The organism is Streptomyces sp. NPDC048172 (genome assembly GCF_043202595.1).
In the GTDB taxonomy this organism is placed as follows: domain Bacteria; phylum Actinomycetota; class Actinomycetes; order Streptomycetales; family Streptomycetaceae; genus Streptomyces.
The window spans coordinates 97,848-111,130 of sequence record NZ_JBIDAT010000015.1; the positions used below are offsets into that span (position 1 = coordinate 97,848).

At 71.6% G+C, this 13,283-nt stretch carries 10 protein-coding genes; 1 reads left to right on the forward strand and 9 read right to left on the reverse strand.

Annotation, left to right across the window (positions count from 1 at the left end; all coding sequences use genetic code 11):
• Positions 1–3 precede the first annotated feature (3 nt).
• The 9 genes from ACGF3A_RS41835 to ACGF3A_RS41875 all read right to left on the reverse strand — a co-directional run bounded on the left by ACGF3A_RS41835 (position 4) and on the right by ACGF3A_RS41875 (position 11,053).
• Complete coding sequence (locus ACGF3A_RS41835) at positions 4–1,128, reverse strand: pseudouridine synthase (RefSeq protein ID WP_393736173.1); 1,125 nt, start codon at positions 1,126–1,128, stop codon at positions 4–6.
• A complete protein-coding gene (gene scpB, locus ACGF3A_RS41840; protein WP_393736175.1) occupies positions 1,128–1,805 on the reverse strand; it encodes an SMC-Scp complex subunit ScpB in 678 nt (225 codons plus the stop codon). The genes ACGF3A_RS41835 and scpB overlap by 1 nt, the downstream gene beginning before the upstream one ends.
• Complete coding sequence (locus ACGF3A_RS41845) at positions 1,798–2,754, reverse strand: segregation and condensation protein A (protein ID WP_393736177.1); 957 nt, start codon at positions 2,752–2,754, stop codon at positions 1,798–1,800. The genes scpB and ACGF3A_RS41845 overlap by 8 nt, the downstream gene beginning before the upstream one ends.
• Before the next feature lie 25 nt (positions 2,755–2,779).
• The gene (locus tag ACGF3A_RS41850; protein ID WP_393736179.1) at positions 2,780–3,406 is read right to left on the reverse strand and encodes a hypothetical protein; all 627 of its coding nucleotides are present in this window, start codon (positions 3,404–3,406) and stop codon (positions 2,780–2,782) included.
• On the reverse strand, positions 3,403–4,476 hold the full coding sequence (locus ACGF3A_RS41855) for a ParA family protein (protein ID WP_393736181.1): 1,074 nt from the start codon (positions 4,474–4,476) through the stop codon (positions 3,403–3,405). The genes ACGF3A_RS41850 and ACGF3A_RS41855 overlap by 4 nt, the downstream gene beginning before the upstream one ends.
• Before the next feature lie 492 nt (positions 4,477–4,968).
• Positions 4,969–6,084 (reverse strand): alanine dehydrogenase, encoded by a 1,116-nt coding sequence (gene ald / locus ACGF3A_RS41860; RefSeq protein ID WP_393736239.1) that lies wholly within the window; start codon positions 6,082–6,084, stop codon positions 4,969–4,971.
• A gap of 176 nt (positions 6,085–6,260) precedes the next feature.
• Positions 6,261–8,294, reverse strand: coding sequence for an AAA family ATPase (locus ACGF3A_RS41865; protein ID WP_393736183.1), 2,034 nt, complete (start codon positions 8,292–8,294; stop codon positions 6,261–6,263).
• A 462-nt stretch (positions 8,295–8,756) separates the two neighbouring features.
• On the reverse strand, positions 8,757–9,395 hold the full coding sequence (locus ACGF3A_RS41870; protein ID WP_393736241.1) for an NUDIX domain-containing protein: 639 nt from the start codon (positions 9,393–9,395) through the stop codon (positions 8,757–8,759).
• A 5-nt stretch (positions 9,396–9,400) separates the two neighbouring features.
• Positions 9,401–11,053, reverse strand: coding sequence for a CTP synthase (locus ACGF3A_RS41875; RefSeq protein ID WP_393736186.1), 1,653 nt, complete (start codon positions 11,051–11,053; stop codon positions 9,401–9,403).
• A gap of 409 nt (positions 11,054–11,462) precedes the next feature.
• Between ACGF3A_RS41875 and ACGF3A_RS41880 the strand changes: the two genes are divergently transcribed.
• Complete coding sequence (locus tag ACGF3A_RS41880; RefSeq protein WP_393736188.1) at positions 11,463–13,277, forward strand: glycoside hydrolase family 15 protein; 1,815 nt, start codon at positions 11,463–11,465, stop codon at positions 13,275–13,277.
• Positions 13,278–13,283 lie beyond the last annotated feature (6 nt).

The window sequence follows — 13,283 nt, forward strand, 5'->3', positions numbered from 1 at the left end:
GGGCTACAGCCCGACCTCGTTCATCAGCATGCCGACCTCGGTGTTGGTCATCCGCCGCAGCCAGCCCGACTTCTGGTCGCCCAGCGCGATCGGCCCGAAACGGGTGCGGACCAGCTTCTCCACCGGGAAACCGGCCTCGGCCAGCATGCGCCGCACGATGTGCTTACGGCCCTCGTGCAGCGAGACCTCGACCAGGTAGTTCTTGCCCGTGTTCTCCACGACCCGGAAGTGGTCGGCGCGCGCGAAGCCGTCGTCCAGCCGGATGCCGTCCTTCAGCCGCTTGCCGAGGTCGCGCGGCAGCGGGCCCTGGATGGCGGCCAGGTAGGTCTTCTTCACCCCGTACCGCGGGTGGGTCAGCCGGTGGGCCAGCTCGCCGTGGTTGGTGAGGAGGATCAGGCCCTCGGTCTCGGTGTCCAGACGGCCGACGTGGAAGAGGCGGGTCTCCCGGTTCTGGACGTAGTCGCCCAGGCACTGGCGCCCGTCCGGGTCCTCCATGGAGGCCACGACCCCGGCGGGCTTGTTCAGCGCGAAGAAGAGGTACGACTGGGTGGCGATCGTCAGCCCGTCGACCTTGATCTCGTCCTTGGCCGCGTCCACGCGCAGCCCCTGCTCGCGCACGATCTCGCCGTTGACCTCGACCCTGGCCTGCTCGATCAGGTCCTCGCAGGCGCGCCGCGAGCCCATGCCCGCACGCGCGAGCACCTTCTGGAGGCGCTCGCCCTCCACCTCGCCGAAGGTCTTGGGCAGATTGACCGGGCCCTTGCTGTGCCGCTCCCTGTTCCGCTCCTCGATCTTCGCGTCGTACTCACGGGGCCGCGCGGGCGCCGACGCCTTGCGGTTGCGCGCCTTGGGGGCTCCGCTCTTGGTGACGTCCTTCCGGACGTTCTTCCCCGAGCCCCCCGCCTTGCCCCCGCCGGGCTTGCCCCCGCCGCCGGGCTTGCCGGTGCCGCCACCCGGCTTGCCCGCGCCCGCGGGCTTGCCGGGCGCGCCGGGCTTGCCGCCCTGGGTGTGGCGGCGCTCCTCGGGGCGCGGCTTGCCTGGCTGCTTCTTACGGCCCTGCCCCTGGCCCTGGCCCTGGTTGCCCCGGCCGCTGCCGCCGCCGCCTGTGTTCCTGCCGCTGCTTCGCATCAGTGTTCCGTCGTCTGGGTTCCGCTGGAAAGGTCGTCTACGTCGAACGACGGCATGCTCTCCTGGGACTCCCCCTCGACGGCCTCCGCCTCCGGAAGGAAGGGCGCCAGCTCCGGAAGCTCGTCCAGGCCCCGCAGGCCCATCCGCTCCAGAAAGTAATGCGTCGTCCTGTACAGGATCGCACCTGTCTCGGGTTCTGTTCCCGCCTCCTCCACCAGCCCCCTCTGCAGCAGGGTGCGCATGACCCCGTCGCAGTTCACCCCGCGCACCGCGGAGACCCGGGAACGGCTGACCGGCTGCCGGTACGCCACGACCGCCAGCGTCTCCAGGGCCGCCTGGGTGAGCCGGGCCTGCTGCCCGTCCAGCACGAACCGCTCGACGGCGTCCGCGTACGCGCTCCGCGTGTAGTACCGCCAGCCCCCGGCGACCAGCCGCAGCTCGAAGCCGCGCCCCTCACGGACGTACTCGTCGGCCAGCTCGCGCAGCGCGTCCGAGACCTCGCGGGGGCGCCGCTCCAGCACCTTGGCCAGGTGCTCGGCGCTCGCGGGCTCGTCGACGACCATGAGCACGGCCTCCAGCGCGGGCTTCAGCTCCAGCCCGGCCACGCCCGAAGCACCGGCGGGCGCCGCGTCCGGGGCCTCGTCGGCGGCCTGCTGGACCTCGTACGTCTCACTCATCCCTGGGCTCCTCGGCCTCTCCGGGCTCCTGGTCGAATTCGTCGGTCACCGTCGGCTCGGCGCCTGCCCCGCCGCTCCAGCGGACGAGGAGCGTCCCCAGCGCCTCGTCCTGCTCCAGCCCGACGGCCCGCTCCCGGTACAGCTCCAGCAGCGCCAGGAACCGCGCGACGACGGTGAGCGTGTCCGGCGCGTCCGCGGTCAGCTCCTGGAAGCTCGCCTCGCCCCGCTCGCGCAGCACGGCGACCACGACCTCGGCCTGCTCCCGCACGCTGACCAGCGGCGCGTGGATGTGCTCCACGTACACGGTCGGCTTGGGCTTCGGCCGCATCGCCCGCACGGCGAGCTTCGCGAAGCCCTCGGGCCCGACGCTGATCACCACCTCGGGCAGCAGCTCCGCGTGGTGCGGCTCCAGCCCGACCGTACGGGGGTAGCGCCGGGACTCCTCCTCCCAGCGGCCCGCGAAGATCGTGGCGATCTCCTTGTACGCGCGGTACTGGAGCAGCCGGGCGAAGAGCAGGTCACGGGCCTCCAGCAGCGCGAGATCCCCCTCGTCCTCGACCTCGGCCTGCGGCAGCAGCCGGGCGGCCTTCAGATCGAGCAGGGTCGCGGCCACGACCAGGAACTCGGTGGTCTGGTCGAGGTCCCACTCGGGGCCCATGGCACGGATGTGCACCATGAACTCGTCGGTGACCTTGGAGAGCGCGACCTCGGTGACGTCCAGCTTGTGCTTGGAGATGAGCTGGAGGAGGAGATCGAAGGGCCCCTCGAAGTTGTCGAGCACGACCCGGAACCGCCCGTCGTCGGGCTCGGGTTCCGACGGTTCGGACTCGGGCTCCTGAGCCTCCTCCGGCTCCGGCTCCTCGGGCGGCGTGCCGGGCCCCCGCCCCAGAGGTCGGCGGGAGGAGGCCCGGTGCGGAGCCGTGTCGGAGGGGAGGTCAGGACTGAGCATCGCTGGCAGCGTACTGGCAGGCCGTTCAGCGCCCGCGCAACCGCCGTACGAGAATGCTCGCGTCCCCTCGCGACTCCAGGTCGGCGAGGACGACGGCCACCGCCTCGCGCACGATGCGCCCGCGGTCGACCGCGAGTCCGTGCTCGCCGCGCAGCACGAGCCGCGCGTGCTCCAGGTCCATCAGCTCCTCGGCGGAGACATAGACCGTGATCTTCTCGTCGTGGCGCTCGCGCCCGCTGGGTCGGCGGTTGGCCGCACGGCGGCGTGCCGCGGACCCGCCGGACGCCTGCCGCCCCTTGGGGGCCCCGCGCCCGCCGGACGCGCCCTGCTGCGGCGCGGCGGAGGACGACGCGGGGGCCCGCTGCTCCTCCGTCTTGCCGGAGGGGGCGGAGGAGGCGGAGGGAGCGGTGGAGGACCGGGTGTCGCGGCCTCCGTGCTCGCCGCCGCTCCCGGTGCCCGCGCCCGTCTCGCCGTCGCCCTCGCCCGCGGAGGCGTGCTCCTGGCGCGTGGCGCCGCCGGACTCGGGCTCGGTGGACTGGGCGGGCACCTTGGGCGCCTCGCCGTTCACCTGGCCCTGCTGCTGGGGAGCCGACGGCTGGACCGCGGATCCCCCTGTCGTACGGAACAGTTCGTCGGCTGCCGGCAGACTCACTCGGCGTGGCACCGGGCGAGCACCTCCCTGGCGAGCTGGCGATAGGCGGCGGCGCCGACGGAGTTGGACGCGTACGTCGTGATGGGCTCGCCCGCGACCGTGGTCTCGGGGAAGCGCACGGTACGGCCGATGACCGTGTGGTAGACGTTGTCGTCGAACGCCTCCACCACGCGCGCGAGCACCTCTCTGCTGTGCACGGTGCGCGAGTCGTACATCGTGGCCAGGATCCCGTCGAGCTCCAGCTCGGGGTTGAGCCGCTCCTGGACCTTCTCGATCGTCTCGGTGAGCAGCGCGACGCCGCGCAGCGCGAAGAACTCGCACTCCAGCGGGACGATGACCTTGTGCGCCGCCGTCAGCGCGTTGACCGTGAGGAGGCCGAGCGAGGGCTGGCAGTCGATGACGATGAAGTCGTAGTCGTTCATCAGCGGGCCCAGGGCGCGCTGGAGAGTCGACTCGCGCGCGACCTCGCTGACCAACTGCACTTCGGCGGCAGACAAATCGATATTGCTGGGAAGCAGGTCCATGCCCGCGACCGCCGTCTTCAGCAGCACCTCGTCGGGCGCGAGACCGCGCTCCATCAGGAGGTTGTAGACGGTGAGGTCCAGCTCCATCGGGTTCACGCCGAGGCCGACCGAGAGCGCGCCCTGCGGGTCGAAGTCGACGAGCAGCACCCGGCGTCCGTACTCCGCGAGCGCGGCGCCCAGGTTGATGGTCGAGGTGGTCTTGCCGACCCCGCCCTTCTGGTTGCACATCGCGATGATCTTCGCGGGACCGTGCTCGTTCACCGGGCCCGGGATCGGGAAGTACGGGAGCGGGCGGCCGGTCGGGCCGATGCGCTCGCGGCGCTGGCGCGCGGCGTCCGGCGCGAGCGTGGCGGCGTACTCGGGATCCGGCTCGTACTCGGCGTCCGGGTCGTAGAAGTGCCCCTCCGGCAGTTCGTTGTAGGAGTTGTAGGAGGGGTCGTAGTTCGGTTCACTGTAGTCGGCGAAGCGCTCGGCGGACTGACCGTTCGTAGCGTCGCCGGCCATGGCGTTCACGTGGTGGCCGTCCATGCTCTGGTGGGCTGTCATGCTCGGTGAGTGATTCTGGTGGGCTGCGAAGGTGCGGACAGCGACGGAGCCGACAGCCTCGGACCGCGAGGAATCCACTGAGGTCCCCTGGCCTCGCACAGGCGCTCCTGGTTGACCACCCCCGGGAGAAAATGTCGACTCATTCACAAGTCGTCCTACCTCCTTGGTGACCAGGAAATTTCTAGACAGGTCAGCGTGACACCATGCCGACGCTTGGGGACTCTATGGCGTGTCGGCGGTCCGCAGCAACACAATCCGCCGGAGACGGCACGATGTGTCGGTAACCGCACGGCCGGATGTCAAGAGGCTCTGAGTCCCCCGAGGGCGGTTTCGCGGGTACGCAAAACGGTTAGACAGTTACGTTCACGGCGAGTTGGGGACCCCTTGCACGGGTCTGATTACGCCACCGGCCGAACCTCGTCATCAAGGTCCGGCCGGTTACGTGATGTTGCTGACGTTGACGCCCGCTGTTGACCCCAACGCCTCGCGGGCTCAGCCGAGAAGCGTGGCGATGTCCCGCACCGGAAGGCCGTGCGCCTCGGCGACGGGGCCGTAAACGACGTCGCCGTCGTGGGTGTTGAGCCCCTTGGCGAGCGCCGCGTCCCGGCGCAGCGCCTCGCGCCAGCCACGGTTGGCGACCTCCACGATGTACGGAAGTGTCGCATTCGTCAGGGCGTGCGTGGAGGTGTTGGGTACGGCACCCGGCATGTTCGCGACGCAGTAGAAGACCGAGTCGTGGACGCGGAAGGTCGGCTCGGCGTGCGTGGTCGGCCGCGAGTCCTCGAAGCAGCCGCCCTGGTCGATCGCGATGTCGACAAGCACACTTCCCGGCTTCATCCGCGAGACCAGCTCGTTGCTGACGAGCTTCGGGGCCTTGGCGCCCGGGATCAGCACGGCGCCGACGACGAGGTCGGCGTCGAGGACGGCGCGCTCCAGCTCGTACGCGTTGGAGGTCACGGTCCGCACCCGGGTGCCGAAGATCTTGTCGGCCTCGCGGAGCTTGTTGACGTCCTTGTCGAGGAGCGTGACGTGGAAGCCGAGGCCCACCGCGATCTGCGTCGCGTTCCAGCCGGAGACGCCGCCGCCGATGACGACCGCGCGGCCCGCGTTCACACCCGGGACGCCGCCGGGCAGCACGCCGCGGCCGCCCGCGGAGGCCATCAGGTGGTACGCGCCGACCTGCGGGGCGATCCGGCCCGCGACCTCGGACATCGGGGCGAGCAGCGGCAGCGCGCGGTTGGCCAGCTCGACGGTCTCGTAGGCGATGGCCGTCGTGCCCGACTCCAGCAGCGCGTCGGTGCACTCGCGGGAGGCCGCGAGGTGGAGGTAGGTGAAGAGCGTCTGGTCCTTGCGCAGCCGGTGGTACTCCTCGGCCACCGGCTCCTTGACCTTCAGCAGCAGGTCGGCCGTGGCCCAGACCTCGTCCGCCGTGGCCAGGATGGCGGCGCCTGCGGCGACGTACTCCTCGTCGGGGATGGAGGAGCCGGTTCCGGCGCCCTCCTCCACGAAGACCTGGTGTCCGTTCCGCACCAGCTCGTGCACCCCGGCCGGGGTGATGGCCACACGGAACTCGTTGTTCTTGACCTCGCGGGGGATGCCGACCTTCACATCGATCACGGTCCTTGACTCAGGTTGCAGAAAGGCAGAGGTGGCCGGGTCGCGCATGCGAAAGCTGCCGGTGTGACCGCGGCTCGACCAGTTTAATGAAGGATGTTCACCTGTCTAGCCTTACAAAGGTGCGATCTTTTACGGGATCACTAGGTGATTCGTAGGTTACTGGGGGGTCAGGGGGCGTCTGCGCCGGTCACGTGCCCCTCCTCGGCCCTCTCCCGCCCCGCGGGCTCCAGCAGACGGTCGGCCTCCGCTCTGTGCGCGCGGGCCGCGCGCAGGTCGCCCACCCGCTCGCAGGCGTCGGCCACGCGCAGCCGCAGTGCCGCCTCCAGCCTGTCGTCGCCCGCCTTCCGCGCCGCCTCCAGCGCCTGCCCGCAGGTGCGCAGCGAGTCGTGCGGACGGTCCGCGTACTCCTGGACCCGGGCGATCTCCGCGAGCGCGCGGGCGTGCGCGCCCGAGTCCCGCAGCCTGCGGAAGGCCGCGGCGGCGGCCCGCCACTCGCGCAGCGCGTCGCCCCAGCGGCCCGCGTAGGTGTGGACGGCGCCGATCCTGCCGTGCAGCCGCGCCGCCGCCTCCCGGTCGGCGGGCTCGGCGCGCGTCAGCCGCAGCGCCAGCGCCCGCCCGTACCAGTCGGCGGCGCGGCCCCAGTCCTCCAGCTCGGCGTGCGTACCGCCCAGCGACTCCAGGGCGCGGGCCGTGGCGACCTGGTCCTGCCCGGCGCGCGCGGCGTCCAGCGCGGTGCGGTACCGGACGAGCGCGTTCCGGAGCCGGTCCGTACGGGCGTCGAGGTCGCCCAGGTTCAGCAGCGCGGCGGCGCGCTCGCGGTGCAGCTCGCCGCGCTCGGCGACGTCGAGGACCAGCTCGTGCAGCCGGTACAGCTCCGGAGCCGACTCGTCCGGATCGCGGTGCGCCTCGAACGCGCGGGCCAGCGCGGAGATCAACCGGCGGGCGAGCGTGTCGAGTTCACCGCCCGCCTCCTCCACCGCCGTCCGCGTCGCGGCGAGCAGCGCGTGCCGCCGCGCCTCCAGCCAGCCGCGGGCCTCGGCCGGGCGCGAGAAGCGCAGCGAGCGCGGCATGCACGAGAGCCGCTTGCGCGCCTCGGAGCCCGGGGGCTGGCAGATCGCGTGGCACGCCCGCAGCTGGCGCACCGTGCGCTCCAGCATCCGCGCCCGCGCGAGCAGCACCTCGGACGGCCGCTCGTGGGCCTCCAGCTCGGCACGGAGCAGCGGATCGAGACAGCCCGGCACCGCGTACCGCCCGGAGCCCGTCTCGCGCAGCAGTCCCAGCCGTACGAATTCGGCCAGAGACGAGGCGGCCGAGGAGACCGAGCAGCCCGCGAGCGCCGACGCGATGTGCGCGTCCACGAACCCCGCGGGGGCCAGCACGAGCAGCCGCAGCATCCGCGAGGGCGCGGTGGACAGCGAGCCGTGGACGAGCCGGAAGGCCCGCCCCAGCGGACCGGCCCCCTCCTGCGGCTCCTCCGTCTCCACCAGCCGCTTGGCGGCGTCCGCGACGGACATCTTGGGACGGGCGCCGAGCCAGCCGCCCATCATCACCAGGGCGGCCGGCAGGTCCCCGCACGCCTCGGCGAGCGCCTCCGCGCTGCGCGGATCGACCGTCACGCGCGGGGCCGCGCCCACGCGCCGGGCCAGCACGTCGACGGCGGCGGCCCGGTCGAGCCCGCCGAGCGCGCACGGCCGCACGTCGGGCACCCCGGTCAGCGGCCCCCCGGCCACCGCGACGACCAGGCACTCCCTGCTCTCCGGCAGCAGATCGAGGACCTGCTCGGCCCGGGCGACGTCATCGAGGAGGAGCAGCGCCTTCCCCTTCTCGCCCCGGGCCGCGAAGGCCGTACGGAACGCCTCGGTCAGCGCGTCCTCGTCGGCACCGGCGGGCGGGGGCGCGGCGGTCCCCAGCGCGGCGAGCAGGTCACGGGCCGTGCGCTCGGTGGGGACGGCGCGCGCGCCCGGGTCCGTGAGCCGGGCGCGGTACACCCCGCCGGGGTAGCCGTCCGCGATCTGGCGGACGAACTCCTCGGCGAGCGTCGTCCGGCCGGAGCCGGGGGCGCCCGCGATCAGCAGGACGCGGCTGTGCGGCAGGGGGTGGCCGGAAAGCGTGTGCAGACCGGCGCTCTCGATGTCCTCGCGCAGCGCGCGGAGTTCACGCTCCCGTCCGGTGAATGCGGGCTGCGCCGCGGGGTCCGTCACGCTCCCGAGCGTAGTTCACAAGCCGTCCCTTTCCCTGGGCCCCGCTGCGCCGGACCGGCCCGAAAATCACCTCATCGGCCCAGCGCGATACCTCGGGGCTCGCCCCTTTGCCCTCAGGAGCGCGGGCCTGTGCGGTTCAAGACTTCGGGGCTCGCCCCTTCTCCCTAGGGGCGCGGGGCTGTGTTTGTTTTGCGGCTCCGCCGCGTGGGCGCGACGGTCACGACACGTCGGGGCTTGCCCCTGTTCCCTCAGGGGCGCGGGGAACTGCGCGACAAGCCACGACGCGGGCGCGCCCCGCGAAGCACAGCCCGGGGCACCCCGAACCCGGCTCTATTGCCGGGGCACCCGGCGTGGGGGGCTGCGCTTGCCAACCCTGCGCCTTGCGCAGACTTCCCAAGCACAGCAGAGGGAGAAGCGCAGGTGCCCCTCCCCGGTGGGTGGGCCGGAGAGGGGGACGCGCTCTTACTTCTCGTACGGGCGAGCCGGCCACTCCGCGTCCGCGGGGCGGAGGGCGTTCACGCCGCCGCCACCGGAGAGCGCGGCACTCAACGCGAGGGCGCCTACCACCAGGCAATTGTTGTGCAGCTCGCCCGCCAGCGCCCCCCGAACCAGCTCCTCCAGGGGGACCCGGGCCTGCTCCATGTCGGCCTCCTCCTCGGAGACCTCGAAGCGCTCGCCGTCGGCCTCGGAGAGCTGCTGGGCGAGGAAGATGCGGACCGCCTCGTCGCTGCCGCCCGGCGTCGTGTAGACGTCGACGAGGACGCGCCAGTCCTCGGCCTTGACGTGGGCTTCCTCGTACAGCTCGCGCTGGGCCGCGTGCAGCGGGTTCTCGCCGGGGATGTCGAGGAGCCCGGCGGGGATCTCCCACAGCTTCTCGCGGACCGGGTGGCGGTACTGGCTCAGCACCAGGACGCGGTCCTGGTCGTCGAGGGCCAGGATGGCGACCGAGCCGGGGTGGATCTGGTAGTCGCGGCGGGCGACCGTGCCGTCGGGCATGACGACGTCATCCGTACGGACGCCCGTCTTGTTGCCCTGGAAGGGGGTGGTGGAGGCGGTGACCTCCCACTCCTCGGGGACGTCGGCGATGCGGCGCGAGGTCATTCCGGTCACTCCCCTTCCTGCTGGCGGGCGACCGCGGCCTTCACCAGGCCCGCGAAGAGCGGGTGCGGGCGCGTGGGCCGGGAGCGGAGCTCGGGGTGGGCCTGGGTGGCGACCATGTAGGGGTGGACGTCGCGCGGGTACTCGACGTACTCCACGAGCTTGTTGTCGGGCGAGGTCCCCGAGAAGAGGATTCCGGCCTTCTTCTCCAGCTCGGTGCGGTAGTGGTTGTTGACCTCGTAGCGGTGCCGGTGGCGCTCCTCCACGTACGGCTCGCCGCCGTAGGTCTCGCGGACGATGGAGCCCTCGGCGAGCTTCGCCGGGTACATGCCCAGCCGCATGGTGCCGCCCATGTCGCCCTCACCGGCGACGATGTCGAGCTGCTCCTCCATGGTGGAGATCACGGGGTGCGCGGTGCCGGGCTCGAACTCCGTCGAGTTCGCGTCCGTGATGCCCGCGAGGTTCCGCGCGCCCTCGATCACGATGCACTGGAGGCCGAGGCAGAGGCCGAGCAGCGGGATCTTGTTCTCGCGGGCGTACGTGATCGCGCCGACCTTGCCCTCGACGCCGCGGTCGCCGAAGCCGCCGGGGACGCAGATCGCGTCGCAGTCGCCGAGCTGGCGCTTGGCGCCCTCGGGCGTACGGCAGTCGTCCGAGGTGACCCACTTGATCTTCACGCGGGCGCGGTTGGCGAAGCCGCCCGCGCGCAGGGCCTCGGTGACCGAGAGGTAGGCGTCGGGCAGGTCGATGTACTTGCCGACCAGGGCGACCTGCACCTCGTGGTCCGGCTCGTGGACGCGGCGCAGCAGGTCGTCCCACTGGGTCCAGTCCACGTCACGGAAGGGGAGGTCGAGCTTCCGGACGACGTAGGCGTCCAGGCCCTCGGTGTGCAGCACCTTCGGGATGTCGTAGATCGACTTGGCGTCCTTGGCGACGGCCACGGCGTTGTCGTCCACGTCGCACATCAGGGAGATCTTGCGCTTGATCGCGACCGGCACCTCGCGGTCGGCGCGGAGCACGATCGCGTCGGGCTGGATGCCGATGTTGCGCAGCGCGGCGACCGAGTGTTGGGTCGGCTTGGTCTTCAGCTCGCCGGAGGGGCCGATGTACGGCAGCAGGGAGATGTGGACCACGAAGACGTTGTCCCGGCCGACCTCGTGGCGGACCTGGCGGACGGCCTCCAGGAACGGGAGGGACTCGATGTCGCCGACCGTGCCGCCGACCTCGGTGATGACGACGTCGACGTCGTCGGTGGCCATGCGGCGGATGCGGTGCTTGATCTCGTTGGTGATGTGCGGGATCACCTGGACCGTGTCGCCCAGGTACTCGCCGCGGCGCTCCTTGGCGATCACCGAGGAATAGACCTGGCCGGTGGTCACGTTGGCGGAGCCGTCGAGGTCGACGTCGAGGAAGCGCTCGTAGTGCCCGATGTCGAGGTCGGTCTCGGCGCCGTCGTTGGTGACGAACACCTCACCGTGCTGGAAGGGGTTCATCGTGCCCGGGTCGACGTTCAGGTACGGGTCGAGCTTCTGCATCGTGACCCGCAGGCCCCGGGCCTTGAGCAGGGCACCCAGGCTGGAGGCGGTGAGCCCCTTGCCGAGCGAGGAGGCGACACCCCCGGTGACGAAGAGGTGCTTGGTCGTCATGGACGTAGGCGGCATGGCCAAGAGGGGGCTCCCGTGGTCGCTTGGTGGGGTGCGGAGCGGTTCCCTGGCGTCTGTGCTCAGGGGTGCCACCGCTGCGGTTCGGGGGGCTGTGGAGTCGAACAGATCGAGTCGCGTGCCCCTCGGTCCACGGGCTTCAAGCCTAACAGTGCCGCCGCCGGGCCGCGTCGCACGTGGCTTCCGTGACGGCCGTCGCACAGCCGTGACACCCCAGGGTGACAGCGAAGTCGCAGCAGGTGAGCGCGGGTAGGAAGCTCACCCCATCGGCGCATCCGGACTGCGCCAACCGTCGGGCGTGGGGCATCCCTGCGTCGTATATTGCTCGGAACTTGCCTGGGCAGGGAGAGCAACACACAGGCCATTGAGCGCGTCCCACGGGGCGTAGCAGCAGTTCGTTCGACTGGAGATGCACGTGGCTGGGCGCATCGAGGATTACGCACTCATCGGGGACATGCAGACGGCAGCTCTGGTCGGCAGGGACGGGAGTGCCGACTGGCTGTGCCTGCCCCGTTTCGACTCCCATGCCGTCTTCGCGGGGCTGCTGGGCACCGAGGAGAACGGTTTCTGGCGTGTCGGACCCGCGCACCCCGCGGACGGCGAGCCCGCGCCGGCGGACCGCCGCCGCTACCGCGGGGACTCGCTGGTCCTGGAGTCCGAGTGGGACACCCCGCGCGGCACCGTCCGCGTCATCGACTTCATGCCGCCCCGCGAGGACCACGCGCCGCAGCTCGTGCGGATCGTGGAGGGCGTCAGCGGCCGGGTGCCGATGCGCTCGGCGCTGCGGATGCGCTTCTCCTACGGCTGGGTCGTGCCGTGGGTGCACAAGGTGGGGCAGCGCACGGTGGCCGTCGCGGGCCCCGACTCGGTGTGGCTGGACACCGAGGCGGAGACGTACGGCAAGGACCTCACCACGTACTCCGACTTCACCGTCGGCCCCGGCGACCGGATCGCGATGACGATCAGCTGGCAGGCCTCGCACCGCGAGCCGCCGCCGCTGCCGGACGCCGAGGACGCGCTGAGCACGACCGAGGACTTCTGGCGCGAGTGGGTCGAGCACTGCACGTACCACGGTCCGTACCGGGAGGCCGTGGTCCGCTCGCTGATCACGCTGAAGGCGCTGACGTACGCGCCGACCGGCGGCATCGTCGCGGCGCCCACGACCTCGCTGCCGGAGGCCATCGGCGGCTCCCGGAACTGGGACTACCGCTTCACCTGGCTGCGCGACGCCGCGATCACGCTCTCCTCCCTGCTGCGCACGGGATACCGCGAGGAGGCCCGCGCCTGGCGCGAGTGGCTGCTGCGCGCGGTCGCGGGCGACCCGGAGAACCTGCAGATCATGTACGGCATCGCGGGCGAACGGGAGCTGAGCGAGGCCGAGTTGGACTGGCTGCCGGGGTACGAGGACTCCAAGCCCGTCCGTATCGGCAACGGCGCGGCGGGCCAGCTCCAGCTCGACGTCTACGGCGAGGTCACCGAGGCCCTGCACCTGGCGCACCAGACGGGCCTGGCGCGCAACGACTACGCGCAGCTCCTGCAGATCAAGCTGATCGGCTATCTGGAGAAGCACTGGTTCGAGAAGGACGAGGGCATCTGGGAGGTGCGCGGCCCGCGCCGCCACTTCGTGCACTCCAAGGTGATGGCCTGGGTCGCCGTCGACCGCACCGTCAAGCTCATCGAGTCCGGCGACGTGGACGGCCCGCTGGAGCGCTGGCGCGATCTGCGCGACGAGATCCACCGCGAGGTCTGCGAGAAGGGGTACGACAAGGAGCGGAACACCTTCACGCAGTCCTACGGCTCCAAGGAGCTGGACGCCTCCCTGCTGCTGATTCCGCAGATGGGCTTCCTGCCGCCGGACGACAAGCGCGTGATCGGCACCATCGAGGCCATCCAGCGCGAGCTGTCCACCGAGGACGGCTTCGTCATGCGCTACCCGACCTCCTCCGAGGGCGGGGAGAACGTGGACGGCCTGGAGGGCGACGAGGGGGCCTTCCTCGCCTGCTCGTTCTGGCTCGCCGACGACCTCGCGATGATCGGCCGCGTCGAGGAGGCCCGCAAGCTCTTCGAGAAGCTGCTCGCGCTCCGGAACGACCTGGGGCTGCTCGCCGAGGAGTGGGACTCCCGGCTGCAGCGCCAGGTCGGGAACTTCCCGCAGGCGTTCAGCCACGTGCCGCTGATCGACACGGCACTGCGGCTGACCGCCTCGGGAGCGTACGGAGTCTGACTCAGG

Coding starts and splice junctions, on each gene's coding strand:
- ACGF3A_RS41835 (WP_393736173.1), bottom strand. CDS start 1,128: ATGCGAAGCAGCGGCAGGAACACAGGCGGCGGCGGCAGCGGCCGGGGC.
- scpB (WP_393736175.1), bottom strand. CDS start 1,805: ATGAGTGAGACGTACGAGGTCCAGCAGGCCGCCGACGAGGCCCCGGAC.
- ACGF3A_RS41845 (WP_393736177.1), bottom strand. CDS start 2,754: ATGCTCAGTCCTGACCTCCCCTCCGACACGGCTCCGCACCGGGCCTCC.
- ACGF3A_RS41855 (WP_393736181.1), bottom strand. CDS start 4,476: ATGACAGCCCACCAGAGCATGGACGGCCACCACGTGAACGCCATGGCC.
- ACGF3A_RS41870 (WP_393736241.1), bottom strand. CDS start 9,395: ATGACCTCGCGCCGCATCGCCGACGTCCCCGAGGAGTGGGAGGTCACC.
- ACGF3A_RS41875 (WP_393736186.1), bottom strand. CDS start 11,053: ATGCCGCCTACGTCCATGACGACCAAGCACCTCTTCGTCACCGGGGGT.
- ACGF3A_RS41880 (WP_393736188.1), top strand. CDS start 11,463: ATGCACGTGGCTGGGCGCATCGAGGATTACGCACTCATCGGGGACATG.